Annotated in this window: 20 protein-coding genes; 9 read left to right on the forward strand and 11 right to left on the reverse strand. The window is 62.6% G+C overall.

Translation table 11 applies throughout. The features are described 5' to 3' along the window. The first annotated feature begins 64 nt into the window (after window positions 1–64). Together treZ and malQ are read left to right on the forward strand one after the other, a co-directional pair. Entirely contained in the window at window positions 65–1,834 is a 1,770-nt protein-coding gene (gene treZ / locus G6N78_RS08410) for a malto-oligosyltrehalose trehalohydrolase (protein ID WP_165217377.1), read from the forward strand. Continuing rightward, window positions 1,827–3,671 carry a 4-alpha-glucanotransferase gene (malQ, locus tag G6N78_RS08415; protein WP_165217379.1) on the forward strand — a complete coding sequence of 615 codons (1,845 nt, stop codon included), beginning with the start codon at window positions 1,827–1,829 and terminating at the stop codon, window positions 3,669–3,671. The genes treZ and malQ overlap by 8 nt, the downstream gene beginning before the upstream one ends. Before the next feature lie 147 nt (window positions 3,672–3,818). Here malQ and cysG read toward each other — a convergent pair whose 3' ends face one another. Together cysG and G6N78_RS08425 are read right to left on the reverse strand one after the other, a co-directional pair. Next, window positions 3,819–5,468, reverse strand: coding sequence for a siroheme synthase CysG (gene cysG, locus G6N78_RS08420; RefSeq protein ID WP_165217381.1), 1,650 nt, complete (start codon window positions 5,466–5,468; stop codon window positions 3,819–3,821). Continuing rightward, entirely contained in the window at window positions 5,440–8,091 is a 2,652-nt protein-coding gene (locus G6N78_RS08425; protein WP_165217383.1) for a nitrate reductase, read from the reverse strand. Before G6N78_RS08425 ends, cysG begins: the two co-directional genes overlap by 29 nt. 56 nt (window positions 8,092–8,147) lie before the next feature. On the opposite strand from G6N78_RS08425, the gene G6N78_RS08430 reads away from it, so the two are divergent. Together G6N78_RS08430 and G6N78_RS08435 are read left to right on the forward strand one after the other, a co-directional pair. Next, entirely contained in the window at window positions 8,148–8,333 is a 186-nt protein-coding gene (locus G6N78_RS08430) for a type II toxin-antitoxin system HicA family toxin (protein WP_165217385.1), read from the forward strand. Between the two features lie 11 nt (window positions 8,334–8,344). Beyond that, on the forward strand, window positions 8,345–8,743 hold the full coding sequence (locus tag G6N78_RS08435) for a type II toxin-antitoxin system HicB family antitoxin (protein ID WP_165217387.1): 399 nt from the start codon (window positions 8,345–8,347) through the stop codon (window positions 8,741–8,743). A 16-nt stretch (window positions 8,744–8,759) separates the two neighbouring features. Here the strand turns inward: G6N78_RS08435 and nirD are convergent, their stop codons facing one another. The 7 genes from nirD to G6N78_RS08470 all read right to left on the reverse strand — a co-directional run bounded on the left by nirD (window position 8,760) and on the right by G6N78_RS08470 (window position 17,010). Next, window positions 8,760–9,092, reverse strand: a complete 333-nt coding sequence (nirD, locus tag G6N78_RS08440) for a nitrite reductase small subunit NirD (RefSeq protein ID WP_165217389.1) — start codon at window positions 9,090–9,092, stop codon at window positions 8,760–8,762. 130 nt (window positions 9,093–9,222) lie between these two features. Beyond that, a complete protein-coding gene (gene nirB / locus G6N78_RS08445) occupies window positions 9,223–11,673 on the reverse strand; it encodes a nitrite reductase large subunit NirB (protein ID WP_165217391.1) in 2,451 nt (816 codons plus the stop codon). Window positions 11,674–11,678: 5 nt separating this feature from the next. After that, a complete protein-coding gene (locus G6N78_RS08450; protein ID WP_165217392.1) occupies window positions 11,679–12,479 on the reverse strand; it encodes an ABC transporter ATP-binding protein in 801 nt (266 codons plus the stop codon). Window positions 12,480–12,490: 11 nt separating this feature from the next. Continuing rightward, on the reverse strand, window positions 12,491–13,387 hold the full coding sequence (ntrB, locus tag G6N78_RS08455) for a nitrate ABC transporter permease (protein WP_165217394.1): 897 nt from the start codon (window positions 13,385–13,387) through the stop codon (window positions 12,491–12,493). Between the two features lie 76 nt (window positions 13,388–13,463). Then, entirely contained in the window at window positions 13,464–14,753 is a 1,290-nt protein-coding gene (locus tag G6N78_RS08460) for a CmpA/NrtA family ABC transporter substrate-binding protein (protein WP_165217396.1), read from the reverse strand. Between the two features lie 354 nt (window positions 14,754–15,107). Next, window positions 15,108–16,385 (reverse strand): CmpA/NrtA family ABC transporter substrate-binding protein, encoded by a 1,278-nt coding sequence (locus G6N78_RS08465; protein ID WP_370691498.1) that lies wholly within the window; start codon window positions 16,383–16,385, stop codon window positions 15,108–15,110. Between the two features lie 37 nt (window positions 16,386–16,422). Then, window positions 16,423–17,010, reverse strand: coding sequence for an ANTAR domain-containing response regulator (locus G6N78_RS08470; protein WP_165217399.1), 588 nt, complete (start codon window positions 17,008–17,010; stop codon window positions 16,423–16,425). 633 nt (window positions 17,011–17,643) lie between these two features. Between G6N78_RS08470 and G6N78_RS08475 the strand changes: the two genes are divergently transcribed. Next, window positions 17,644–18,009, forward strand: a complete 366-nt coding sequence (locus G6N78_RS08475; protein WP_165217401.1) for a hypothetical protein — start codon at window positions 17,644–17,646, stop codon at window positions 18,007–18,009. Between the two features lie 21 nt (window positions 18,010–18,030). On the opposite strand, the gene G6N78_RS08480 is transcribed toward G6N78_RS08475, so the two are convergent. After that, window positions 18,031–18,777: a response regulator gene (locus G6N78_RS08480; protein ID WP_165217403.1), complete on the reverse strand. Its 747-nt coding sequence runs from the start codon at window positions 18,775–18,777 to the stop codon at window positions 18,031–18,033. Window positions 18,778–18,903: 126 nt separating this feature from the next. Between G6N78_RS08480 and G6N78_RS08485 the strand changes: the two genes are divergently transcribed. Then, a complete protein-coding gene (locus G6N78_RS08485; protein ID WP_165217405.1) occupies window positions 18,904–19,656 on the forward strand; it encodes a helix-turn-helix domain-containing protein in 753 nt (250 codons plus the stop codon). Window positions 19,657–19,692: 36 nt separating this feature from the next. After that, window positions 19,693–21,600, forward strand: a complete 1,908-nt coding sequence (locus G6N78_RS08490; RefSeq protein WP_165217407.1) for a hybrid sensor histidine kinase/response regulator — start codon at window positions 19,693–19,695, stop codon at window positions 21,598–21,600. 12 nt (window positions 21,601–21,612) lie between these two features. On the opposite strand, the gene G6N78_RS08495 is transcribed toward G6N78_RS08490, so the two are convergent. Continuing rightward, window positions 21,613–23,388: an ABC transporter ATP-binding protein/permease gene (locus G6N78_RS08495; RefSeq protein ID WP_234905915.1), complete on the reverse strand. Its 1,776-nt coding sequence runs from the start codon at window positions 23,386–23,388 to the stop codon at window positions 21,613–21,615. A 271-nt stretch (window positions 23,389–23,659) separates the two neighbouring features. Between G6N78_RS08495 and G6N78_RS08500 the strand changes: the two genes are divergently transcribed. Together G6N78_RS08500 and G6N78_RS08505 are read left to right on the forward strand one after the other, a co-directional pair. Further along, the gene (locus G6N78_RS08500; protein WP_165217409.1) at window positions 23,660–25,288 is read left to right on the forward strand and encodes an AMP-binding protein; all 1,629 of its coding nucleotides are present in this window, start codon (window positions 23,660–23,662) and stop codon (window positions 25,286–25,288) included. Between the two features lie 141 nt (window positions 25,289–25,429). Further along, on the forward strand, window positions 25,430–26,566 hold the full coding sequence (locus G6N78_RS08505) for an ABC transporter substrate-binding protein (RefSeq protein ID WP_165217411.1): 1,137 nt from the start codon (window positions 25,430–25,432) through the stop codon (window positions 26,564–26,566). The last annotated feature ends 3 nt before the right edge of the window (window positions 26,567–26,569 follow it).

A 26,569-nucleotide genomic window follows, 5' to 3' on the forward strand; every position in this document is an offset into this window, starting at 1 on the left:
AAACCTTTTGTGGCGCGGAGCGTTGGAACCCAGTTCCCGCGATCCAGCGACGAAAGGCCTGCCTTTGACTGAGTTTCTGTTCGGCCCCCAGCTTTCCTCCTCCCATACCCTCTTCCGGTTCTGGTCTCCGCGGCATCCAACGATCCAGCTGCAGATCGAAGGTGAAGCGCCGCGTGACATGGAGGCCACCGGAGATGGCTGGCACCGATGCGCGGTGGAAGGCAGCCGCTCCGGAACGCGCTACAGTTTCGTGCTTCCGGACGGTCTTTCCGTTCCAGACCCTGCGTCCCGCCATCAGCCACGGGATGTGCATGGCCCGAGCGAAGTGGTCGATCTTGACGCCGTCCAGCGCCGTGTCACCGATTGGATGGGACGCCCGGTCGAGGAACTGGTCTTCTACGAACTGCATGTCGGGACCTATACCGAAGAGGGCACCTTTCTTGCCGTCATCGACCGGCTGGATCACCTGCGTGATCTTGGGGTGACGGCCCTCCAGCTGATGCCGATCAGCGATTTTCCAGGCACACGCGGCTGGGGTTACGACGGCGTTCTGCCCTATGCGCCGGAAAGCAGCTACGGTCGGCCGGAAGACCTGATGGCGCTGATCGATGCGGCGCACGAGCGTGGCCTCTCGATCTTCCTCGATGTGGTCTACAACCATTTCGGCCCTGACGGAAATTACCTGCCGGCCTACGCGCCGATCTTTACCGAACATCACCAGACACCCTGGGGCAACGGCATCAATTACGATGACCAAGGCTCCAAGCCGGTGCGCGAATTCGTCATCGAAAACGCCCTCTACTGGGTGCGCGATTTCGGCTTCGATGGCCTGCGCCTCGATGCCGTGCATGCGATCAAGGATGACAGCGGCGAGCACCTTCTGTCCGAACTGTCGCGGCGCGTGTGCGCAGCGGCGGGCGGGCGTCATGTGCACCTGATCGTCGAAAACGAGGACAATAACAGCGAGCTTCTGGCGCGAAGCGCGGATGGCAAGGTCCCGCATTTCACCGCCCAGTGGAATGACGACATTCACCATGTGCTGCACATCGCCGCCACCGGCGAAACCTTCGGATATTACAAGGACTATGCCGAGGATCTCCCGGCAAAGACCGGTCGCGCGCTGGCGGAAGGCTTCGTGTTCCAGGGCGAGATGATGGAGTATCGCGGCGAGACCCGCGGCAAACCGAGTGCGGATCTGCCGCCGACGGCCTTCATCTCCTTCATCCAGAACCATGACCAGATCGGCAACCGGGCGCTCGGCGACCGCATGATCGGCTCGCATCCGAAGGCGGCCCTGCAGGCGATTGCGGCCACCTATCTTCTGGCGCCGCAACTACCCATGCTGTTCATGGGTGAGGAATGGGGGGCACCGGAACCTTTCCCGTTCTTCTGCGACTTCAACGAGGACCTGAACGAGAAGGTGCGCCAGGGGCGCCGCAGGGAATTGTCGCGCCTGCCGGGTTTCGATGCCGACGACCTGCCGGACCCGACTGCGGAGGAAACTTTTCGCAAGGCCAAGCTCGACTGGTCTCGGCTCTCCGGCATGGAGGCCGCCGATATGCTGGCCTTCTATCGCCATCTGCTGACCCTTCGCCGCGAACGGATCATGCCGCTGCTGCGGGATGCCGGGGGCGGGCGCTTTCAAGTCGATGGCCACGGCCTTGCCGTCACCTGGCGCCTGGGTGGCAAACACTTGCAGCTCTGCGCCAATCTTTCTGCCGAAGCCGCGACCGTTCCGGCCCTCCCGTCCGGAGATATTCTCTACCAGCTGGGGAATATCGATGGCGGTAAGGCGCAACCCTGGTCGCTCGTCTGGAGCCTGTCCCATGGCTGAGAAACGTGATCCGCATCCTTCGCCGCTCGATGGGCTGGCACGCAAATACGGTATCGCCTTGACCCGTCCGGAGCCGGATGGGAGCGAGGTCGAAATTTCACAGGACACGAAGCGGAAGATCCTGGCCGCCCTCAACGTGACGGTGGATGGCGAGGGGCTGGAACAGGGGCCGGTGTGCTTCCTGCCGCAGCTTCTGTCGGACGAGCGTGTCTGGGGGCTCTCGCTGCAGCTTTACGAACTGCGCTCCGCCCGCAACTGGGGGATCGGCGATTTCGGCGACCTGAAAACCGTCTGCCGAATGGTTGGACCGCTCGGGGCGGATTTCATCGGGCTCAACCCGCTGCATGCGCCGTTTCTCGCCGATCCGGCCCGCTGCAGCCCGTACGAACCTTCGAACCGGCGCTGGCTGAACCCGCTCTATATCGCGGTGGACGAGTTGCCATGGTTCGAGCCGTCTCCGGATCTTGACGCGGAAATTGCCGCCTTGCGAGAGGCAGAGCTGGTGGATTATCCGGCTGTCGCTGCCGCCAAGCTGCGGGTGCTGCGCGATCTCTTTGGCGCATGGCGCCAGGATGGGAATGTCCGTGCGCCCTACGATGTTACGGCTTTCGAGGATTTTCGTCAGCAAGGCGGCGAGTCCCTGCGGATGCATGCGCTCTTCGAGGTCCTGTCAGGTGAGATGGTGTCGCGCGGTCTTTCTGCCGGCTGGCGCGGCTGGCCCGAGGAGATGCAGGAGCCCGGCAGCACCGAGATTCAGAGCTTTGCCCAGTCGCGGACGGATGAGATCGAGTTCCACATCTGGCTGCAATGGATTGCCCATCAGCAGTTGACGGAGGTCGTGGCGGCGGCCGAAGAGGCCGGCTTGCGGATTGGCCTTTATCTCGATCTGGCCGTTGGCGAAGCGCTGGACGGTTCGGCCACCTGGAGCGAACCGGAGATCTACGTGTCGTCGGCGAGCATCGGCGGGCCTCCGGACCCCTGGGCGATCGACGGACAGGATTGGCGTCTGGCCGCCTTCCTGCCGAACCGCATCGCGCGGGGCGCAGTCTCGCCCTATCGCCGGATGCTCGATGCCGCGATGCGCTATGCCGGTGCGATCCGCATCGATCATGCCGCCGCCCTGCAGCGGCTGTTTCTGGTCCCCTTTGATGGGGCGCCGGATGAAGGGGCCTATGTGGATTATCCGAAGGACGAAATCCTGCGGGTGCTGTCGGAGGCCTCGCACCACCATGATTGCCTGGTGATCGGCGAGGATCTCGGAAATCTGCCCATCGGTCTGCGGGAGGATCTCGCGCGGACCCGCCTGCTCTCCTATCGCATCTTCTCCTATGAGCGGGACGATGATGGGTTCACCCCGCCGGAGGATTATCCGGCCCTGGCGCTCGCCTGTGTTTCCACCCACGACCACCAGACGCTGGGCGGCTGGTGGCATGGCGAGGATATCTTCATGCGGGCCGAACACGGGTTGGTGCCCGAGGAGACGGTTGACGACGATCTAGATGCACGCGCGGTGGAGCTTGTCGATCTCGTGCGGCTGCTGGAGGCGGAGGATCTGCCGGTTCCGGAAGAGGGCGAAGAGGAGTTGAGCGAGGAAAACCTCGACCGCCTCGTCGTCAGCCTGCACCGCCTGCTGGCCCGCACACCCTCCATGCTGCTCGCCGTCCGCCTCGCCGACCTCACCAAGGAAGAGCAGCCGACCAATGTGCCCGGCACCCATCAGAGCTATCCGAACTGGCGACCGAAGCTTCCGGTGACGCTTGAGGAGCTTGGCGATTTGCCGCTTCTGAAAACGGTCACGGACGCGCTGCGGCAGGAGCGACCGCGGGGAAGCGCCTAAGCGCTTGCCACCACGACGTCATCCTCGGCCTTGTGCCGAGGATCTCCGAACATCGAACAAAATCAGATGGTTGTGGATCCTCGGGAAAAGCCCGAGCATGATGGACTAGAGCGGTACGCCCTTCGTCAGAAGTCTGTCGGAAGTCGCTTAAGCGCTTGCCCGTTCCTTGGCAGCCGTGTCCGATCCCTGCGGGACCTGCGCGCGCTGTGCCTTGATGAAGGCATCGCCAATGCCGATCAGCACCGGGTTTTCATAGCCGATATCGGCCATGGCTGCCGGCATGTCGATGAGGGGTCCCGCCCAGCGGCGTTCTTCCTCGCGGGCGATCGAACTGACGATGACTGCCGGTGTTTGCGGGCTCATGCCGTGAGTGATCATTTTCTCGGTAATGGCGCCGGCGGTGCGGCCTCCCATGTAAAAGACGGTAGTGACGCTGGCATCCGCCAGCTTCGACCAGTCGAGATCCGACGGCAGTTCGCCCTTGCGCGAATGACCGGTGACAAAGCGGACCGATTGCGCATGGTCGCGATGGGTCAGCGACACGCCAAGCCGTGAGGCCATGGCAATGGCCGCGGTGACGCCCGGCACGATCTCGACCGGAATGCCCTCGCGTTCCAGGCTTTCGATTTCCTCGCCGGCGCGACCGAAAATCATCGGATCGCCGGATTTCAGCCGTACGACCCGCTTGCCGGCCTTGGCAAGCGCGATCATCGTGGCGTTGATGTCTTCCTGCTTGCAGCTTTCACGGCCACCGCGTTTGCCGACCAGCATGCGTTTTGCCTCGCGGCGTGCCAGTTCCAGCACGTCGGCGGACACGAGATCGTCAAAAAGAATGACATCGGCCGCCTGCAGCGCACGCACCGCTTTCAGCGTCAGGAGCTCCGCATCACCCGGTCCGGCACCGACCAGCGTCACACGCCCGGTCGGGGCTTCGGTGGGCTCGGCGATCTTGTCGGCCGCAGCGATCAGATCGTCGGCCGTCGTCTCCGTCGGCGTCTCGCGGAACACGCGATCGACAAAGCCTTCCCAGAAGTTGCGGCGCTCAGTGCCCGGCTTCAGGCGTTCGTTGATCGCTTCGCGGATCGATTGCGCAATGCCGGCCCAGGCCTTTAGCGTTGGTGGCAGCAGGGTTTCGATGCGCCGGCGGATCGCCTGCGCCAGAATGGGGGCTGCGCCATCCGTCGAGATGGCGATCACCACCGGCGACCGATTGACGATGGAGCCGAACTGGAACTGGCAGAAGGCCGGCTTGTCGATGACATTGACCGGCACGCCCGCCGCCCTGGCCGCGCAGTAGAAGGCTTTTGCCTCCTCACCTGTTTCGCAGTCGGCGAGCGCCATGGCGGCAGTGTCGAAGATGTCGATGGACCAGGGGCGGTTGTGATGAATGATGGTAGCCTCGCCCCTCACCCTAGCCCTCTCCCCGCTTGCGGGGAGAGGGGAGGTGCCCGATGCTACGTTGTCAGGGGCGGAAACAGTGCGGAACTCTCCTTCTCCCCGCGTGCGGGGAGAAGGTCCCGGCAGGGGGATGAGGGGCTGGTCTTCGTTGGCTTCGACGCGGTGCTCGGCGATCAGGCCGCGCATGACCTCGCCGAGTTCCTCGGTGGGACAGTAGACATGCACGGTCGCGCCGCAGGCAACGAGAAGCTCGGCCTTCCAGGCGGCGCCATCGGAACCGCCGGCCAACACGACGCGCTTGCCCTCCAGCCCAAAGAAGACCGGCAGTTTCGCCAGCGGCTCCATGCGGGCCGGCGTCGAGCGGCGCTTGTCATTCTGCAGCGGCTGCAAGGCTTCCATGCATGATCTCCCTGATCTCGGCGCGGCATGAGCCGCAATTGGTTCCCGCCTGTGTTGCCCGGCCGATTGCCTCGACGCTGGCGCATCCGCTGCGGATGGCACCGAGGATCTCGACGATGCCGACATTCATGCAGGAGCAGATGATGGCACCCTTGTCCGGGCTTCCGGCGCCTGCGCGTCCCGCCAGCAGTGCTGCCGGCAAAACGGCGGCGTTCGGCGGGTCACAGAGTTGCGAAACCACGTAACTCCGTGCCACTTCCACCGGCTCTTTCGCAAGAAACAAAACTGCCAAAAGCCGGAGGTTCTTGGAAAATGCCAGTCGTTGGGTGCCTTTTGCATCGTCCTGGTAAAGGATCGGCTCCACATCCGGGCCGATCTGGAAGGTCTTCCGGCACCAGGCGGTCCAGTCTGCAACCTCGTCCGTGCGGGCCATTTCCAGCCGCCAGCCGCCCTTGGCCTTGGCGAGCGCCCAGTAATCCGTGTCGAGACCCAGCGGTTTTTCGATCGAGACGGCAAAACCGTACCAGGCCGCGCGGAAGGGGCGGGCGGTGACCCGCGCCATCTTCGAGGCGGGCTGTCCGGAGTAGGGGTCGGTGACCGCCTCGATCACTCGCCCGATGCGGGCGCTGGAGGCGAACTGATCGTTCCAGTGGATCGGCCCAAACAGGCTGCCGCGCACCTGGCGGGGGCTGAGCAGCGCCCGCAGCAGGACCTTGCCGTGCCGGCTTTCAACCTCGACCAGATCGGCCGCGCGGATACCGAGCGCCTGCGCATCCGCCGGATGGATCTCGACAAAGGGCTCGGCGATATGGCCGGAAAGGCGGGCACTCTTTCCCGTGCGCGTCATCGTGTGCCAGTGGTCGCGCACGCGGCCGGTGTTCAGCGTGAAGGTCTCTCCGCCTTCCTGCTGCTTCGGCGCAGCAACGGCGATGAAACGCGCCTTGCCATCCGCATGATAGAAGCGGCCATCGGCGAAGAAGCGTGTTTCCGTTCGTGGCGTGCCGAGTGGCTGCGGCCACTGCACTGGTGCAAGGTCGTCATAGGCCGCAGCGTCGAGGCTTGCGAGGCCGCCGATATCGAAGTCGCGGCTCCCGTGATTTTCGAAGGTGGACAGGGCAGCATGCTCGGCAAAGATCTCCGCTGCGGACGTCCAGCCGAAGGCCTCGCCAAACCCCATGCGCCGGGCGACGTCCGCCAACTGCCGCCAGTCGGGCCTCGCCGCGCCGGGGGCATTGAGGAAAGCGCGCTGGCGGGAGATGCGGCGCTCGGAATTGGTGACGGTGCCATCCTTCTCCCCCCAGCCGAGCGAGGGCAGGAGCACATGGGCGAAGGCGGTGGTGTCGGTCTTCTCCATGATGTCGGAGACGACGACGAAGGGGCAGGCGGCGAGTGCCGCGCGTACCAGATCGGCTTCCGGCAGCGAGACGACGGGATTGGTCGCCATGATCCAGATGGCCTTGATGCGCCCGTCCGCCACCGCGCGGAACATGTCGACGGCCTTCAGGCCGGGCTTGTCCGCAATGGTCGGAGCGCCCCAGAAGCGCTGGACGCGATCGCGATCCTCGGCATTTTCCAGTGCCATATGCGCGGCCAGCATATTGGCAAGACCGCCCACTTCGCGTCCGCCCATGGCGTTCGGCTGGCCGGTCAGCGAGAACGGCCCCATGCCCGGGCGTCCGATGCGGCCCGTCGCCAGATGACAGTTGATGATGGCGTTCACCTTATCGGTGCCGCTTTGCGACTGGTTGACGCCCTGGCTGTAGCAGGTGACGACCTTGTCCGTGGTCTCGAACAGCCGGAAGAAATCGCGGATCTGCATGGCGGGCAGGCCCGTCGCTTCGATGAGATCGGCGAGCGACAGGGCGGCGGCCTTCTCGAAGGCTTCCGCAAAGCCCAGCGTATGCGCGCCGATATAATTTTGATCGATGCGGCCCGCCTTCACCAGATGCGCCAGCAATCCCATGAACAGCGCCACATCGCCATCGGGGCGGATCGCCAGATGCAGATCGGCGATGTCGCAGGTCATGGTGCGGCGCGGGTCGATCACCACCACCTTCATCTGCGGGCGTGCCTGCTTGGCCGCAGCCAGACGCTGGTAGATGACTGGATGGCACCATGCGAGGTTGGAGCCGGTGAGGATCACGAGGTCCGCGCGTTCGATATCCGCATAGGTGCCCGGCACCGTATCGGCCCCGAAGGCGCGGCGATGGCCGGCGACGGAGGAGGACATGCACAGCCTGGAATTCGTATCGATATTGGCGGAGCCGATAAAACCCTTCATCAGCTTGTTGGCGACGTAATAGTCTTCGGTCAGGATCTGGCCGGAGACGTAGAAGGCCACCGAATCCGGCCCGTATTCGGCAATCGTCTGCGAAAAGCGGAGTGCGACGAGATCGAGCGCCATATCCCAATCGACTGCCTCGCCATCGACCTGCGGGTGGAGCAGCCGTCCGTCCAGGTCCAGCGTTTCGGCCAGCGCCGAGCCTTTCGAGCACAGCCTGCCGAAATTGGCCGGGTGATCCGGGTCGCCGCGGACGCTGACATCGCCCTTCTCATCGACTTTGGCGATGACACCACAGCCAACGCCGCAGTAGGGACAGGTGGTGCGGGTTTCAACGGGCATAGGCTTGCCTTGATTGCTTACGGTGCGTATATATATGCGCATCAAAGGGCTGAGGCATGGAGCGGGACAGCCGAAAGATCATCCAGAGCCTCAAGGACGAAGGCTTCGAACTGGTGGCGGTGCGAGGTTCGCACCACAAGTTCCGCAAGGAGGGGCACACCGTCGTCGTCCCCCATCCGAAGAAGGATTTGCCCGTGGGCACAGCCCGCGCCATTGCCAAACAGACCGGCTGGATCGAGTAGGAAGACATATCATGCGCCATTACATCGCCCTCGTGCACAGGGATGCCGACAGTGCCTTCGGCGTCAGTTTTCCGGATGTGCCAGGCGTCTTTTCGGCGGCGGATGCGGAGGAAGACATCATCGCCAATGCCATCGAGGCGTTGCGGCTCTGGGCGGAGGATGAAACGCTGCCGCAACCCTCCGCCATCGAACGCGTCATCGAACGTGACGATATCCGGGCGGAACTTGCCACTGGTGCCTTCCTGGTGCGGGTTCCCCTGATCGAGGATGACAGCCGTGTCGTGCGTGCCAACGTGACCTTTGAAGCCGGGACGCTGAAGGCCATTGATGCGGAAGCCGCCCGTCGCGGGCTGACGCGGTCGGCCTTTCTCGCCAGCTGTGCGCGCAAGGAAATCGAAGCGGTCGGATAGCTTCGCCCCATCATCCTCATTCCGCCGCCACCATCATCGGGGTTTTCAGCAGGATCGACAGCGCGCCGTTGTCGTTGCGGATCTCGAAGGTCTGCACTTCGCCCTCATCCGCCCCTTGCGCTCTGCCATTTTCCAGCGAAATCACCCAGTTGTGCAACGGGCAGGTGACGGATGTGCCATGCACGATGCCTTCCGACAGCGGGCCTCTCTTATGCGGGCAGCGGTTTTCGATGGCAAAAACCTCGTTCTCGCTGGTGCGGAAGACGGCGATGGTGAGGCCGGGCGTCTTCACGCAACGGGCGCCGCGCAGCGGAATGTCGTCGATGTGGCCGATGTCAGTCCAGTTCATGGGGTATGTCCTCTTCGGGATGTGATCCCCTCTCCCCGTTTGCGGGGAGAGGGTTAGGGTGAAGGGCAGAGATTGACCTGCCCCTCATCCGCCCTTCGGGCACCTTCTCCCCGAGGGGAGAAGGGAAGCCTCATTCCGCAGCCTCGCCGTAACCCACGGTCGCCATCGGCTTGAATTCGTGCTTGTCCTTGCCGGAGACGCGCTCCGACCAGGGGTCAACCTGCGCGAATTTCTGGGAAAAGACGAAGCGGTCGTAAAAGGCCTTGCGGCGTTCGGTATCGGTGAGGATCTGCCGGCGGATCTCGTCATGGCCAATGCGTTTTGCCCATTTGTAGATGCGCTCCAGATAACGGGCCTGCTCGCGGTACATCTGCGTCAGCGCCACGATCACCTCCAGCGCCTCGTCCTCCGTCTTTACCAACCCCAGAACGTCGGTGCCCTTGATGTCGAGACCGGCGGCCCCTGCAAAGTGGATCTCGAAGCCGGAATCGACGCAGATGACGCCGATATCCTTGCAGGTGGCTTCGGCGCAGTTGCGCGGACACCCCGATACGGCAAGCTTCAGCTTGGCAGGCGTCCAGGAGCCCCACATGAATTTCTCGATGCGGATGCCGAGACCGGTCGAATCCTGCGTGCCGAAGCGGCACCAGTCCGAGCCGACGCAGGTTTTGACGGTGCGAAGGCCCTTGGCATAGGCCTGGCCAGAGATGAAACCGGCCTCACCCAGATCGGCCCAGACGGCGGGAAGGTCTTCCTTTTCGACGCCGAGCAAATCGATGCGCTGGCCCCCGGTCACCTTCACCATGGGGATCTGGAACTTGTCGACCACATCAGCGATCGCCCGCAGTTCCTTGGCATTGGTGACGCCGCCCCACATACGGGGCACGACGGAATAGGTGCCGTCCTTCTGGATATTGGCGTGGACGCGTTCGTTGATGAAGCGCGACTGGTAGTCGTCGGCATATTCATCCGGCCAGTCGCAGACGAGATAATAGTTGAGCGCCGGGCGGCATTTGGCGCAGCCGCAGGAGGTCTTCCACTCCAGTTCCTGCATGACGGCCGGAATGCTCTTCAGGCCCTTGGCCTTGATCAGGCGGCGCACATCGTCATGGCCGAGATCGGTGCAGGTGCACATCGGGGTGACGGCGGCGGGATTGTACTTGTCGCCGAGCGTCAGCGTCATCAGCTGCTCGACAAGGCCGGTGCAGGAGCCGCAGGAGGCAGATGCCTTGGTGTGGGCGCGCACCTCGTCCAGCGAGGTCAGGCCTTTGGCTGTGATGGTGGAGGTTATCTTGCCCTTGCACACGCCGTTGCAGCCACAGATTTCCGCGTCATCCGGCAAGGCTGCAACGGCCGCCATAGGGTCCAGCGGAGACCCTCCCTGGTAGGACTGGCCAAAGATCAGCGTGTCGCGCATCGCGGAGATGTCGGTCTGCTTTTTCTTCAGGTCGTTGAACCAGGCGCCGTCAGCGGTTTCGCCGTAGAGCACGGTGCCGATGATGCGGTTGTCCTTCAACACCAGGCGCTTGTAGATGCCGGCGGTCGCATCGCGCAGCACGATCTCCTCGCGGCCCTCACCTTCAGCGAAATCACCCAGCGAATAGAGGTCGATGCCGGTGACCTTGAGCTTGGTCGGCGTGTCCGAATGTTTAAAGGCGGGTGTCTTGTCGCCGGACAGATGCGCGGCGGCAATGCGGGCCATCTCGTAAAGCGGTGCGACGAGACCGTAGACTTGGCCGCCGACTTCGGCGCATTCGCCAAGCGCCATGATATGGCCGTCGGAGGTGAGCATCCCGTCATCCACCACGATGCCACGGTTGACGGCAAGGCCTGCATCCTTCGCCAGCTGAACGCTCGGGCGGATGCCGACCGCCATGACGACGAGCGAGGCGGGAATGGTGCGGCCATCGTCCAGCTCCACGGCCTCCACCTTGCCATTGCCCAGGATCGCCTTGGTGTTGGCCTTGCAGATCACCTGGATGCCGCGGTCTTCCAGCGCCTTCTGCAGGAGATAACCGGCGGCCGGATCGAGCTGGCGCTCCATCAGGTTCGGCATCACATGCAGCACGGTCACATTCATGCCGCGGGCCTTGAGGCCGGCGGCGGCCTCAAGGCCCAGCAGCCCGCCGCCGATGACGATGGCGTCTCCTCCCATCTCGGCAGCGGCAAGCATGGCCCCGACATCATCCAGATCGCGATAGGCGACGACGCCCGGCAGGGTGTGGCCGGGAACGGGGATGATGAAGGGGTTGGAACCGGTGGCGATCACCAGCCGGTCATAGGCAGCCGTGATCCCGTTCTGCGACGTTACTGTCCGGTTGCTCCGGTCGATCGAGACGATCTTTTCGCCGCGATGGAGGGTCACGCCGTGGGTTTCGTACCAGGCATCGCCATGGATGATGATGTCCTCGTAGGTCTTCTCGCCGGAAAGAACCGGCGACAGCATGATGCGGTCGTAGTTCACCCGCGGTTCGGCGTTGAAGATGGTGACGTCGAACCGGCCGGGCGCCTGTTCGAAGAGATGCTCCAGCATACGCCCCGGCGCCATGCCATTGCCGATGATGACGAGCCTTTCCGTCATATCCGTTACTCCGCCGCTTCCACGAAGCGGTGACGCTCGTAGAGGAATTTCAGCACGGCCTCGCGGCACTTCAGGTAGGTGCGGTCGGAGGCGAGCTCGATGCGGTTGCGCGGGCGGGCGATCGGCACGTCCAGCACTTCGCCGATTTTTGCCGCCGGGCCGTTCGTCATCATCACGATGCGGTCGGAGAGCAGCACGGCCTCGTCCACGTCATGGGTGATCATGATCATGGTGTTGCCGAGCCTGGCGTGGATCTCCATTACCGCATCCTGCAGATGGGCGCGGGTCAGCGCGTCGAGCGCGCCGAAGGGTTCGTCGAGCAGCAGAACCTTGGGTTCCATGGAAAGCGCCCGGGCAATGCCGACGCGCTGTTTCATGCCGCCGGAGATTTCCGCCGGGCGTTTGTCCCTGGCATGCGCCATCTGCACGAGATCGAGATTGTGCATGACCCAGTCATGCCGTTCGGCCCTGCTTTTCTTGCCGCGGAAGACTTTTGAGACGGCGAGATCGATGTTTTCGTAGACGGTCAGCCAGGGCAGCAGCGAGTGGTTCTGGAACACGACGGCGCGTTCGGGGCCAGGCGCGTCCACATGCTTGCCGTCCAGGAAGACAGCGCCGGAGGTGGCATTGATCAGGCCGGCAATGATGTTCAGCACCGTCGACTTGCCGCAACCGGAATGGCCGATGATCGAGATGAACTCGCCTTTGTCGACGCCAAGCGAAATCTGCTTCAGCACGTCGCTCTTCGTGCCGTTGCGTTCGAAGGTCTTGTCGATGAATTCCAGCGAAAGGTAGGATTGTGCCATGATCGTTCTCCTCAGGCGTTCGCGGTGCCGCGGGTGACAAGGCGCCCGATGAAGGCGATGAGGCGATCGAGGAAGAAGCCCACGACGCCGACGTAGATGAGCGCGACGATGATGTCGCTGATCAGCGAGGAGTTCCACGCATCCCAGATGAAGAAGCCGATGCCGACGCCGCCGATCAGCATTTCTGCGGCGACGATTGCGAGCCACGAGAGGCCGATGCCGATCCGCAGGCCGGTGAAGATGTAAGGGGCCGCCGCCGGCAGCATGATCTTGCCGAAATACTCAAAGCCATTGAGGCGCAGCACCTTGGCGACGTTCTGGTAATCCTGCGGGATGTTGCGGATGCCGACGGCGGTGTTGATGATGATCGGCCAGATGGCGGTGATGAAGATGACGAAGATCGCCGAGGGATTGCCGTCCCGGAAGGCCGCGAGCGAGAGCGGCAGCCAGGCGAGCGGCGGTACCGTGCGCAGCACCTGAAAGATCGGGTCAAGCCCGCGCATCGCCCATTGGCTCTGACCGACCAGAACGCCAAGGGCAACACCCGCCACGACGGCCATCGCATAACCGATCGCGACGCGCTGGACGCTGGCGAGGATGTGCCAGAACATGCCCTGATCGATCCCCTGACCGACATAGAACGGATCGGAGATGATGCCCCAGCTTTCCTCGATCACACGCGAGGGAGACGGCAGGCTGGATGTGGGAGAGGAACAGATGACCTCCCAGAGCAGGACGATCAGCGCAAGCGTGATGAGGGGCGGCAGAAGCTGCGCCAGCACCTGCCGGGCGCTCTGCATCAGCCGGTTGCCGAGCGGTTTCGTGGCCGGCGAGGGGGTAAACGTGACCACCTGCGCAGTCTGCGCGGGCTTCTTGTCTTCCTTGAGGTTCAACTGGGTGACGGACATTGCCGCTCTCCTTATCGTTCACATCGGGTCTGGGCGGCGTGCATCGGATGCAGCGCCGCCCGCGGTCGCCGAGGGGTCAGGCCATGCGGGTGATGCTGAGGCTCTTCAAGTAGGCGGCCGGATCGGCGGGATCGAAGACCTTGCCGTCGAAGAAGGTTTCCTTGCCGCGTGAGGTGGAGGTCGGGATGTCGGAGACGGACAGCGCCTTGGCGGCTTCGCGCCACAAGTCCTCGCGGTTCACCTTGCCGATCAACGCCTTCATGTCGGTGTCGGGCGCCAGTTTGCCCCAGCGGATGTTCTCGGTCAGGAACCAGAGGTCGTGGCTCTGGTAAGGATAGGAGGCGTTGTTGGCCCAGTATTTCATGATGTGCGGGCTTGCCTCGACAACCTTGCCGTTGCCGTAGTCGAAATTGCCCTTCATCCGCTCCACGACGTCCTTCAGCGGCGCGTTGATCCAGTTGCGGCGGGAGCAGATTTCGGCCACCTCTTCGCGGTTGGCCATGTCCTCGCACCACATCTGGGCTTCCATGACCGCCATCAGCAGGGCCATGGTCGCCTTCGGGTTCTTCTCGACATAATCGGTGCGAAGGGCGAAGGCCTTTTCCGGGTGGTTGTTCCAGAGTTCGCCGGTGGTGAGCGCCGTGTAGCCGATCTTCTGGTTCTTCAGCTGTTCGTTCCACGGCTCGCAGACGCAGAAGCAGTCCATGGTGCCGACCTTCATGTTGGCCACCATCTGGGCCGGCGGCACCACGATGGTCTGAATGTCGGAATCCGGATCGATGCCGCCGGCGGCCAGCCAGTAGCGGATCCAGAGATCATGGGTTCCGCCGGGGAAGGTCATCGCGGCCTTCACCTCCTTGCCGGAGGCCTTCTTGGCCTCAAGCGCGGTCTTGAAGGGCTTGGTATCGACGCCGAGCTTCAGGTCCATGTATTCCTGGCCGACCGAAATGCACTGGCCGTCGAGGTTGAGGCGCGCCAGGATCGACATCGGGGTCGGCTGGTTGTTCTGCGTCACCGTGCCAGCGGTGATCAGGTACGGCATCGGGGTCAGGATATGGCCCCCGTCGATGCCGTTGCCGGCGGAGCCGAGCACGACATTGTCACGGGTGGTGCCCCAGGAGGCCTGCTTGACCACTTCGACATCCGGCATGCCGTATTTGGCAAAAATCCCCTTTTCCTTGGCAACGAACAGAGGGGCGGCATCGGTGAGAGCGATGAAGCCGAGGACGGCCTTGGTGGTTTCAGGCCCTGCCCCTTGCGCGAAGGCGCCGGATGGGAAGGCGGTCTTCACCGCGCCGACCAGAGCCGCCGTGGCGGAGGTCTTCAGCATGGTGCGGCGGGTGAATGCGTTCTGTGTCTTCGTCATGCGCAGGTTCCCCTCTTGCGTCGTGTCCTTGGAATTTTGGGCATAAAAAAACGCCGCTTGGAGATTGCGCATTCGCCGATCCCTTGGGTGGATCGCGAGCTGCAAAAACCTTGCGACGTCGATGTCTTTGAAGAACGCCTATCGCGCGTTCCGGTGCGCCGATCGCCATTGACCTGCGCAGTTCATGTGATGCAACAGGCGTGCCAGATTGAGTTTTGGCGACTATCCTGCTGTTTCTGAAGGATTGTTATGGTTCGAGCTGCTGGTGTTCGCGGAGTGGCAGCTGAAAATCTCTGGCGTTAAAATAGGCGAATGGGTCTCAGTTGGTGCCGAAGCGTTGGGCAAGGCTTGTCGTCAGACGTCTTCTGCGCCGCGATCCTGCGCAAGTCTTGAGCGGACCGGAAATGCCTCGGCATAGGTCTGCAACTGTGCGGGATCGAAGACAAAGCCATCCATGAAGCGGTCGGTTTCCGAGAGGCCTTCGATGCGCAGATCCTCGTCCTGTGGCATGCCGGACGAGGGGAGGGCTGCCCGGTAAAGGTCCGGGCGATAGGCGGCTTCGGCCGCGCGTGCGCCGGCCCTACTGAAGTCCGTCTGGCCCCAACGGATCATCTGGCTGTAGATCCAGAGTGCCTTGCTGGGGCGCGGATAATTGGCATGACCATCGTGAAAGACGAAATAGTTGTCGATCACCCGGCGGTTCCCGCGTGCGTCCAGGCTGAATTCGCCGGACAGAACGTGGCGGATGATGTGGACGGGCGCGTTGATGTAGCGGCTATCCGCCAGCATTTCGGCGAGCGCGTCGTGGTTTTCCGGGCGGTCGCACCAGCGGGCTGCCGCATCCAGCGCGACGATCAGGCGCGAAACGGTCTCCGGATGCGCCTCGGCCCAGTCCGGGCGCATGCCGATCACCTTCTCCGGGGCCGACGGCCAGATATCCTGCTTGGCGGCGACGATGCGGCCGACGCCGCGTTCGGAGGCGACCATGTTCCACGGTGCGCCGACGCAGAAACCGTCGATGGCGCCGGCGGCAAGCGCGTCCGAGGTCAAGGGCGGCGGAACGACGACCATCTTCACGTCGCGATCCGGATCGATGCCGCCGGCGGCCAGCCAATAGCGGAATTCATAATTGTGCGAGGAGAAGGGATAGGTCATGCCGAGCGTCGGCGGCATCTCCTCCGTCTCGCGCATGGCCTTCAGGAGCGTTGCCAAGGCGCGGGCGTTTTCGAGCGCCGATGCTGTTTCCGAGAGGTCCGCCACTTCCTGCATCCGGGTGTAAAGCCGCGTCGAGAGCGTAATCGCGTTGCCGCCACGGCCGAGCGAGAAGGGGGTGATCGTCGGCGACGGATTGGACCCGAGCCCCAGCATCGATGCCACCGGCATGGGGGACAGCATGTGGGCGATGTCGAACTGGCGGAAGGCCAGGCGATCGCGCACATTGGCCCAGGAGACATCCTTCACCAGATCGAGCCTCAACCCCTCACGGGCGGCAAAGCCAAATTCGGCGGCAGCCAGAAGAATGGAGGCATCCACCAGCGGAATGAAGCCGGCCCGCAGAACCTTGGGGCCTTCGCCCTGAACATGCGCCGGTGCGGACAAAGGTGCGCGCGTTTCTGTCACCATCACATCCACTCCGCTTCTCTCCGTGCCGCCATCATCGGGTGCCTCATCACATCAAAAGCCCCGCAGCGGTGACCACGCTCTGCGCGATCTCGGACATCTTCTTCTTTTCGTTCATGGCCGTCTGGCGAAGGAGCGAGAAGGCTTCCTCCTCGGACAGGCCCCGCAGCTTCATCAGAATGCCCTTGGCGCGCTCGATCACCTTGCGCTCTTCCAGCGCCGACCGGGCGTCGGCAAGCTCCCGCTGCAGGCGGCTGAAGGCGTTGAACCGGGAGACGGCCATGTCGAGGATCGGCTTCACCCGCTCTTTCTTCAGCCCGTCGACGATATAGGCGGAGACACCGGCCTCGACAGCCGCCTCGATCGAAGCCGTGTCGGAGCGATCGACGAACATGGCAATCGGCCGGGACACCGTCCGCGTCAGTTGGAACAGGTGCTCCATCATGTCACGATTGGGGTTCTCGATGTCGATGATGATGACGTCCGGCCGGAGCGTCTCGATGATGCGCGCAACGCCATTGACCTCGTGGATGACCGTCACCTTCCGGTGTCCGGCATCGTGCAATCCTTCCTCGATGATCGAGGCGCGGATGGCGTTCTCATCGATGACGAGAATGGTGAGGTCGTTTTGCAGCATGCCCTACTGATGCCGCAGTGCAAAAGACTTGGCAAGACAATGACGCCTAAATTTCGTGCAGAACAAAGACCTGCTCAAGATTTAGTGGATGATCCGGTTTCCCGACTGCGGTATCAGGGTAAGGCTTGGATGATCAATCAGCGTCCAAAGGCGCGATTCCCCCTTGATTAAACGTTTTAGCCTTATTATTGCCTCGGTTCGAATATTCCACACTCTTCCTAAATGCCGGTGTTCTGAGAACGCCTGTCTGCCTGTTTCAGCAGATCGAACATGGCCGGCCCGTATCCCATAAGCGGTGGGATCGGTTCGGTTGCCGCGCGTGACGTTCCTGGTCTCAGGTCCTTTTCCAGGACGTTGCGCGTGGTGCATTCCGCCGAATGGCGGCAGTGAGACATCCCTGGCGATCCTGGGGTCGGGTTGGTGGTTCATCCGCATGCCCGACGTCAGGATCCTGCGCGCCGGGGATGTCTCTCATGCCGGCCTCGCACGATCGGCGGGAAATGAGAAAATTTGCCGCAGTTGATTCTGCTCAATGCCCGACGCACTGTTTGCGGCTAACTCTTCAGACAAACAGACATGCAGGGCTGAAACCGCCTGCGAGCCGGTAAGGGACGACCCTTCCGAGGAACGCCTATGAACGCCGCTTACAACGTTACCGACATGACGGCTGCCCAGGTCGATCGCGCTTTCCCTCTGGTCAATGCGATCGACGCCGTTTCCGACCTTTCCGACTGGCGGCAGATCTGCCAGCGGATCATCGCCTCCCGCAGCCAGGGGGTGGCGAATGAATGGCTGCTCGTCTGTGCCAACGCGTTTGGTTATCTGAAGGGCTTGTGCCTGGCGCGGATCAGCCACACCGAAACCGGCAGCATCCTCGACGTGCCGCTTTACGTGGTGGCAACGGTGGTGGATGAGGAGGGCGTGCAATCCGCCCTGCAGGCCCGGTTGCAGATGCTGGCGGCAACGCTCGGGGCTGCCGTTTCTCCGCTTCCGGCATAACTTCTTGTCGCAACGCCAGCGTCAGGCGTTGCGGGCTTCCGTCTTCTGCGACCCGCCGGTGAAGATGTAACCGACGCCACGGACGGAGCGGATGAAGGTGGGGTGCGCCGGGTTCGGCTCGATCTTCTTGCGCAACCTGGCAATCTGCGCGTCGATGGCGCGATCGAAGGCTTCCAGCTGGCGTCCGCGCGTCTGGTCCATCAGCATTTCGCGGGTGAGGACGCGGCCGGCATTGCGGACCATGACGGCCAGCATGTCGAATTCGCCGGTTGTCAGTTCGATTTCCTCGTCCTGCGGATTGAGGAGGCGCCGCCGGCTGATCTCAAGCTTCCAGCCGTCGAATTCCAGAACCTGGCCAACCTCCTGCGGTGCCGTCTCGACCGGCCGCCTCCGGCGCAGAATGCTGCGCACACGCGCCAGCACCTCGCGCAGGTGAAAGGGCTTCGGGATGTAATCGTCGGCCCCCACTTCAAGGCCGATGATGCGGTCCAGCACATCGTCGCGACCGGTCAGCATGACGATCGGCACGTCGGAGCCGGCGCGGACCTCACGGGCCAGCGCCAACCCGTCCTCGCTGTTCGGCAGCACGAGATCGAGAAGAATGAGATCGATGACGTTGTCGGACAGCGCCTTGCGCATGCCCTGGCCATCCGATGCGCCGTGGACGATAAAACCCTCGTCCTCAAAATAACGGGTCACCATCTGGCGGATACGCGGATCATCATCGACGATAAGAATACGATCCGCCCGCCGTTCCTGTTTCGTCATGCCAATGACCTGATTGAAATTTCTGCTGTTACACACTGTTACACGATTCAACCAACCGTAACATGCGCGGCATCCTTCTGTCACCGCCGACCGCCATAGTTTGGCCATCAAGACAGAGGGACGACCATGCTTTCGACAGGTTCAAACGCACATTCCGCTTTCGCCGCCATGGCGACGATGAAGCCGCCGTTGGCGACACTGGACGAACTCTTTGCGAGCGTCCCGCGGGAGAGCCTTGATGTCGGCGAAGGCCTGTTCTGGCAGGGCGACAAGGCCCAGTACATCTTCGAAGTCACCGAGGGCGTCCTGAGGATTTTCAAGATCATAGCCGATGGGCGCCGGGTCATCACCGGTTTCCTCTATGCCGGCGACATGGTGGGCGTTTCGCTGAAGGACGTCTATCTCTACAGCGCCGAAGCCGTCACGCCGGTCAAGGTTCGCCGGGTGACGAAGCGGGCTTTCCAGGAGGCGATCGAGCATTCGCCGGAGCTTCGCCCGCAGCTTTTCTCGCTCATCTGCGACGAAATGGCCGCCGCGCAGGACCAGATGGTGCTTCTGTCACGCAAGAGCGCCGAGGAGCGCGTTGCAAGCTTCCTGATGCTGATTGCACGGCGCATGTATGGCGAGCGCCAGATGGGCCGCAAGGTCGATCTGCCGATGAGCCGCCAGGACATGGCCGATTATCTCGGCCTCACGATCGAAACTGTGTCGCGCACCATCACCAAGCTCGTTTCGCGCGGCGTCATCACCCCGAACGGCCGTCACGCCTTCGACATTGCCAAGCCCGGAAAACTGCTTGCGCTGTGCGGCGATGGCGATAGTTATGACGACATGGGCAATGGTGCCCCGAAGACCAGGCAGGCTGTCTGGCCGCACTGAGACGAGTGACCCGGCTTTCGGGTACGAGAGGACTGCATGAACGAGACGGCAAAGGTTGGTCTGCGCGGACATGATATTGCGCAGCTTGTTGCTGTTCTCAATCCGATCAATGTGGTCGTGCATGGCGTCGATGGCGTGATCAGCCATTGGAGTGCCGGCAGTGCCGATCTGTTCGGCTGGACGGCGGACGAGGTTGCCGGCCTGCATGTGATCGAACTGCTGCAGCCGGACTCCTCGCTCGATATCGGCGTGATCATCGACGAGATCCGCCGCGACGGCGCCTGGAAAAGCAATCTGGAATACCGTCACAAGGACGGCCACACCATCTCTGTCCTCAGCCGCTGGGTTTTGTCCGAGGCGGACGGGGAGCCGGTGGTGATCCAGCTGAACGAAGATTTCCGCTCTGCGGCTTCGGTGCAGGAAAGTCTTGCCGCGCGCGAGGCGCATTTCCGCTCAATCCTGCAGACCGTGCCCGAAGCGATGGTCGTCATCGACGAGGTGGGAACCATCACCTCCTTTTCCTCCACGGCAGAGGAGTTGTTCGGCTATGAGTCCGAAGAGGTGGAAGGCCGCAATGTCGCGATCCTGATGCCGTCTCCGGATCGCGAGAACCACGATCGTTACATCGTCAATTACCTGACCAGCGGCCAGCGGCGCATCATCGGGCTCGGCCGTGTCGTCAAGGGTTTGCGCAAGGATGGGTCCACCTTCCCGATGGAGCTTGCCGTCGGCGAGGCGATCTCGAACGGCAAGCGCATATTCACGGGCTTCATCCGCGATCTCACCAGCCGGCACAAGATCGAGGAAGAACTGCGCCAGGCACAGAAGATGGAGGCGATCGGCCAGCTGACCGGTGGCCTTGCGCATGATTTCAACAACCTGCTCACCGTCATCAGCGGCAATCTCGAAATGCTGGAGATGCGGGTGACCGAGCCGAAGGCGCTGACGCTTCTGCAGGAGGCGCAGGGTGCGACCGATGACGGTGCCAAGCTGACCGGCCAGTTGCTGGCCTTTGGTCGCCGCCAGCCGCTCAATCCGCGCCTCACCGATCTTGGCCAACTGGTTTCGAGCTTTTCCGAACTGATCCGCCGCACCATCGGCGATCGTGTCGAACTGCGCACCACCATTCGCGGCGGCGGCAATGAAGGTCTGGTCGATGGACCGCAACTGCAGAACGCTCTTCTGAACCTTGCGCTCAATGCGCGCGATGCGATGCCCTCCGGGGGCCTGCTCACCATCGAGGTCAATCGGGTGCATCTCGATTTCGATTATGCGCAGATGTATCCGCAACTGCGGGCCGGCGATTATGTGCTGGTGGCCGTCACGGATACCGGAACCGGCATGACGGAGGAGGTGAAGCAGCGTGCCTTCGAGCCGTTCTTCACCACCAAGACAACCGGCGCCGGCACGGGGCTGGGCCTTTCCATGGTCTATGGTTTCGTGCGGCAGTCCGGCGGACATATCCAGATCTATTCCGAAGCCGGCCAGGGCACCAGCGTACGGCTGTTCCTGCCTGCAGCCGCTGGTGCTGCCGGGGTGGCTGCTGCAGCGGAAGCGGCGCGCAGCCAGCCGGCCGTTCCCGGCGGGAGCGAAACCATTCTGGTCGTCGAGGATGATCCGCGGGTGCGGCGGGTGGCGGTCGCACGCCTGGAAAGCTTCGGCTATACGGTACACGAAGCCGGCAATGGCAACGAGGCGCTGGTTGTCCTGGAGAAACATCCGGAAGTCGCGCTCGTGTTTACCGATATCGCCATGCCCGGCATGTCCGGCGACCAGCTGGCGAAGATCGTCCGGGAACAGCGCCCCGACATCAAGATCCTGTTCACCTCCGGCTATGCCGAGCCGGATGTGGCCGGACGGCAGCTTGCCGCCGATGGCAGCTGGCTGAAAAAACCCTACACGGCCCGCGAACTGGCGGTGGAACTGCGCGCGCTTCTGGACTGAGACACCCGACCATCACTTCAAGGGCTGCAGATGGACCTGCCTCGGAGACAGGCCGAGGAAGGCTTCCGATCGCCCGATATAGAGAATGGCGGCGGTGGCGATCTCATCGATGATCGAGGCGATCTCCCGCTGTGTCGCGGGCTCCAGCGTTTCCAGCGCATCGTCGATAATGATCCATTGCGGGTCCAGCAGGATGGCATTGGCCAGCCTGAGACGCGCCTGGTCTTCTTCGTCCAGCACCCGTTCCCAGCGATCCCGCGTATCGAGCCGGTCGGCGAGGTTGGCAAGACCGACGCGGACGAGCGCCTCCGTCATCTGCACGTCGCCATAGGATGTCGCTCGGTGCGGATAGGCCAGCACTTCGCGCAGGGTGGCATCGGGGAAATAACCCTTCTGCGGAATGAAAAGCATGGACTGCGGTGCCGGCAGACGGATTTCTCCCGATCCGAACTGCCAGAGGCCGGCGAGCGCCATGAACAGGAGATGCCGGTTGGCGTTTGGGTCGCCGTTGATCATCACCCGCTCGCCGGGTGCAATCACGGTTTCCTCCGGCAGATGCAGGCCACGCTCGGTGCCGGTGGAGGCGAGGGCCGGTGTCAGCGTCAGGTCGCGGATCGTCAGATTGCCGTCGTCGCCGACCGTGACCGTCAGGGCGCTCTCCGCTTCGGTAAACGTGTTCAAGGTGCAGAGCGCCCGCCGGAACATCGAGACGCGGTAGAGAGCGGCCTTCCAGTCGGCGATGGGGCGAAAATTGTCGATGTACCAGCGAAGCGCCGTGTTGACCTGGTTGAAGGCGCCGACCGCCATCATCAGGCCGCCGAAGGAGAGGGTGCCGTTGAAATAGACGGGCGCGGCAATCAGGATCGGTGCGATCGTCGTCATCCAGCCGAAGCCGGCAGAAACCCAGGTCAGGTTCGTGGCGGCAAGCGCCATGCGCCGCAGCACCACCAGCACGGCGCTGATCGCGGCCTGGATCCGCTGCCGCTCGCTTTCCTCGCCTTTGGCGAGCGTGATCGCCATCAGATGCTCGTTGGTGTGCATCAGGGCGAAGCGCAGCTCGGCCTCCTTGGAATACCGCTCGGTGTTGAGCCCCGGCAGCTTGCGGCCGACGACCTTGCTGAGCAGCGAGGCGCCGCCGGCATAGATGAGAGCCGCCCAGACCATGTAGCCCGGGATCGCGATCTCGCGTCCTTCCAGCGTGAAGGAAAAATCCGCTGAGAGCACCCAGAGCACGCCGATGAAGCTCATCAGCAGGATGGTCGCATTGACGAGGCCGATGGCGAGCGAGGTGGTCAGTTCAGCGAGGTTGCGGGCATCTTCGTGCAGGCGCTGATCGGGGTTGATGCCGATCGGGCCGGAATTGGCGAGCTTCAGCGCCCGGCCAGGCTTCATCCACTGGTCCACCAGGTCCCGCGTCAAACCCTCGCGCATCCGCAACGCCGTCATCTGGTTCAGCCAGGCCTGCACCACATTGAGGATGAGCAGCGAACCGGCGATGATGAAGAACACCTTCAACTGCTCGAAAAAGGCAGGGGCATCCCGTTGTTCGAGTGCGTTGTAGAAGGGCGTGTTCCAGTGGTTCAGGCGATACTGGGCATAAACGGTGGAGAGGATGACGGTCAGCAGGGCCACGGTCAGAAGCAGAACACGATTGCGCACGCCAGATGTCCAGAAGGCGCCGGCCATCATTTTCAACTGCGCGTAAAACCCGAATTCGCGATTGCCGATATCGAATTCGGTGGGCTGATCCGCCGTCGCATCCGTTTGAGCCATGAGAATACCCGTCATGCATGCCACCGGAAGCCAGGCGGCTTCCCTTGCACGTACTCCTACACCGAAATTCTGAAGGCTTCGCATCAAACATGCCGCGTGCCGCCACTTCAGCCTTGCTGCATCCGCGTCCGGCAAAAAATTATTATAAACTTAAAGTTTCTCTCTTGCATGTCGGCCGGACCGGTGCAATTCTTGGCCGATAAGAGGCGGAAACAGCCTCAGGTGGCGCGCAGGCGGGCGAGGAAACCCGCGTGATGAGCCTTACGGAACAGAAGGGAACAGGGCCATGCTGGGACCGACCAGTCACGTGGATACGTTTACCCGCGACAATCTTCCGCCTCTCGAACATTGGCCGGACATTCTGCTCGACGGCTTCGATTACCCGGACTACCTGAATGCCGCGGTGGAGCTGACCGACCGCATGGTCGAAAAAGGTTTTGGCGATCACACCGCGCTGATCGGCAATGGTCGCCGCCGCACCTATAAGGAACTCGCCGACTGGACCAACCGCATCGCCCGGGCGCTGGTTGAAGATTACGGCTTGAAGCCCGGCAACCGGGTGCTGATCCGCTCCGCCAACAATCCGGCCATGGTGGCCTGCTGGCTGGCGGCGACGAAGGCGGGGGCGGTTGTCGTCAACACCATGCCGATGCTGCGGGCGGGCGAGCTGGCGAAGATCATCGACAAGGCCGAAATTTCCATGGCGCTGTGCGACACGCGCCTGATGGACGAGCTGGTGTCCACCGCCAAGGAAAGCCCCTTCCTCAAACAGGTGATCGGCTTCGATGGCACAGCCAATCACGATGCCGAACTCGACCGCGCGGCGCTCGACAAGCCGGTCCGTTTCGATGCGGTAAAAACGGGACGCGATGATGTGGCGCTTCTCGGTTTCACCTCCGGTTCCACAGGCGTGCCGAAGGCAACGATGCATTTCCACCGCGATCTGCTGATCATCGCGGATGCCTATGCGAAGGAAGTTCTGGCCGTGACGCCGGGGGATGTGTTCGTCGGCTCTCCGCCGCTTGCCTTCACCTTCGGTCTCGGCGGGCTTGCGATTTTCCCGCTGCGGTTTGGCGCCGCCGCGACACTGCTGGAAAACGCCACGCCGCCGAAGATGATGGAAATCATCGAGACCTATCAGGCAACCATCTGTTTCACGGCGCCGACCGCCTATCGCGCCATGCTGGCCGCCATGGACCAGGGCAAGGCGGATCTTTCGTCGCTGCGGATTGCCGTCTCTGCCGGTGAGACGCTGCCGGGTCCGGTCTTCGAGGAATGGACGGCCAAGACCGGCAAGCCGATCCTTGATGGGATCGGCGCCACTGAAATGCTGCACATCTTCATCTCCAACCGCCTGGGAGAGGCGAAACCCTATTGCACCGGACGGCCGCTCGCCGGTTATCAGGCGATGATCGTCGATGAGGCGATGAACGAGGTGCCCCGCGGCCAGATCGGCCGTCTGGCGGTGAAGGGGCCGATCGGTTGCCGCTACATGGCGGACGACCGGCAGGCGGAATATGTCCGCAATGGCTGGAACCTGACCGGCGACAGTTTTACCCAGGACGAGGACGGGTTTTTCCACTTCGCCGCCCGGTCCGACGACATGATCGTGTCGGCGGGATACAATATCGCCGGACCGGAGGTCGAGGCGGCGCTTCTGAAGCACGAGGCGGTGCTGGAATGCGCGGTGATCGGCGTGCCGGATGAAGAGCGCGGCCATATCGTCCAGGCGCATGTGGTGCTGACGGACAGGTCGCAGGCTTGCGATGCGCTGGCAAAACTCCTGCAGGAGCATGTGAAGGCGGTCATCGCGCCCTATAAATATCCGCGCTCCATCATCTTTGCCGAGACATTGCCGAAGACGGAATCGGGAAAAATCCAGCGCTTCCGGCTGAAGCAGGATCGTGCCGCCTGAACCGCAGCATCGTGCATGCGGCGAATGTGTGCTTTCGACTATGAAAAGAGGCTCCCGTAAGGCTATGGTCCGCATCGGGAGATCGGCTGCAAGGCCGCACCAGAACAAGACATGTGGGACAAAAAAACGGGAGTGCATGACATGAAGACAATTCTGAAGGCGGCAACGCTGGCCCTGACGCTTGGTGCCTCCACCATGGCGATGGCCGAACCGATCAAGATCGGTCTGATCACCACCCTGTCCGGCGGTGGCGCCGGGCTCGGCGTCGATACGCGCGATGGCTTCATGCTGGCCGTCAAGCAGTCCGGCAACAAGGACATCACGGTCATCACGGAAGACGATGCGCAGAAGCCGGAACTGGCCGTGCAGATCGCCGACAAGATGATCCAGAGCGACAAGGTGGATATCCTCACCGGCATCGTCTGGTCGAACCTGTTGATGGCGGTGGTGCCGAGCGCGGTGGCGCAGGGCAAGATCTACGTCTCGACCAATGCCGCGCCCGCAGCGCTTGCCGGCGAAAAGTGCGATCCGCTCTACTTCAACGCCGCCTATCAGAACGACAACCTTCATGAGGCCATGGGCGAATATGCCAACAAGGTCTACAAGAAGATGTTCATCATGGCGCCCAACTATCCGGCGGGCAAGGATTCGCTGACCGGCTTCAAGCGCTATTACAAGGGCGAGCTGGCGAACGAAGTCTACACCAAGGTCGGCCAGACGGATTACGCGGCTGAAATCGCCCAGATCCGTGCCTCCGGCGCCGATGCCGCCTTCGTCTTCCTGCCGGGCGGCATGGGCATTGCCTTCATGAAGCAGTATGCCCAGTCGGGCGTGAAGATCCCGGTCATCGGCCCCGGCTTTTCCTTCAGCCAGGACGTGCTGCCGGCGATCGGCGATGCCGCTCTCGGTGCAAAAGCCTCCGGCCAGTGGGCGAAGGACCTCGACAACGCCGCCAACAAGAAGTTCGTGCCGGCCTTCGAGGCCGAATATGGCCGCCTGCCGTCGATCTATGCCGTACAGGCCTATGATGCGGCACAGCTGATCCTGTCGGCAGCCTCCAAGGCCAGCGTCAAGGATGTGAAGGCCTTCACGACCGAACTCAACAAGGCCGACATCCAGTCGCCGCGTGGAAAGTTCAAGTTCAACACGAACCGTCACCCGATCCAGGATATCTACCTGACCGAAGTGGTAAAGGATAACGGCACGCTGACCAACAAGATCGTCGAGAAGATCTTTACCGATCACGGCGATGCCTATGCGAAAGACTGCAAGAAGTAAGGC

This window comes from Allorhizobium pseudoryzae (assembly GCF_011046245.1).
Lineage (GTDB): Bacteria > Pseudomonadota > Alphaproteobacteria > Rhizobiales > Rhizobiaceae > Neorhizobium > Neorhizobium pseudoryzae.

Bases quoted from the DNA above. Each gene is read 5' to 3' on its own strand.
- nirB (WP_165217391.1), bottom strand. From the start codon at position 11,673: ATGACGGAAAGGCTCGTCATCATCGGCAATGGCATGGCGCCGGGGCGT.
- G6N78_RS08490 (WP_165217407.1), top strand. From the start codon at position 19,693: ATGAACGAGACGGCAAAGGTTGGTCTGCGCGGACATGATATTGCGCAG.
- G6N78_RS08495 (WP_234905915.1), bottom strand. From the start codon at position 23,388: ATGACGGGTATTCTCATGGCTCAAACGGATGCGACGGCGGATCAGCCC.
- G6N78_RS08485 (WP_165217405.1), top strand. From the start codon at position 18,904: ATGCTTTCGACAGGTTCAAACGCACATTCCGCTTTCGCCGCCATGGCG.
- G6N78_RS08480 (WP_165217403.1), bottom strand. From the start codon at position 18,777: ATGACGAAACAGGAACGGCGGGCGGATCGTATTCTTATCGTCGATGAT.
- G6N78_RS08430 (WP_165217385.1), top strand. From the start codon at position 8,148: ATGGAGCGGGACAGCCGAAAGATCATCCAGAGCCTCAAGGACGAAGGC.
- G6N78_RS08500 (WP_165217409.1), top strand. From the start codon at position 23,660: ATGCTGGGACCGACCAGTCACGTGGATACGTTTACCCGCGACAATCTT.
- G6N78_RS08470 (WP_165217399.1), bottom strand. From the start codon at position 17,010: ATGCTGCAAAACGACCTCACCATTCTCGTCATCGATGAGAACGCCATC.
- cysG (WP_165217381.1), bottom strand. From the start codon at position 5,468: ATGGAAGCCTTGCAGCCGCTGCAGAATGACAAGCGCCGCTCGACGCCG.
- G6N78_RS08475 (WP_165217401.1), top strand. From the start codon at position 17,644: ATGAACGCCGCTTACAACGTTACCGACATGACGGCTGCCCAGGTCGAT.
- ntrB (WP_165217394.1), bottom strand. From the start codon at position 13,387: ATGTCCGTCACCCAGTTGAACCTCAAGGAAGACAAGAAGCCCGCGCAG.
- G6N78_RS08460 (WP_165217396.1), bottom strand. From the start codon at position 14,753: ATGACGAAGACACAGAACGCATTCACCCGCCGCACCATGCTGAAGACC.
- G6N78_RS08505 (WP_165217411.1), top strand. From the start codon at position 25,430: ATGAAGACAATTCTGAAGGCGGCAACGCTGGCCCTGACGCTTGGTGCC.
- nirD (WP_165217389.1), bottom strand. From the start codon at position 9,092: ATGAACTGGACTGACATCGGCCACATCGACGACATTCCGCTGCGCGGC.
- G6N78_RS08425 (WP_165217383.1), bottom strand. From the start codon at position 8,091: ATGCCCGTTGAAACCCGCACCACCTGTCCCTACTGCGGCGTTGGCTGT.
- G6N78_RS08435 (WP_165217387.1), top strand. From the start codon at position 8,345: ATGCGCCATTACATCGCCCTCGTGCACAGGGATGCCGACAGTGCCTTC.
- malQ (WP_165217379.1), top strand. From the start codon at position 1,827: ATGGCTGAGAAACGTGATCCGCATCCTTCGCCGCTCGATGGGCTGGCA.
- G6N78_RS08450 (WP_165217392.1), bottom strand. From the start codon at position 12,479: ATGGCACAATCCTACCTTTCGCTGGAATTCATCGACAAGACCTTCGAA.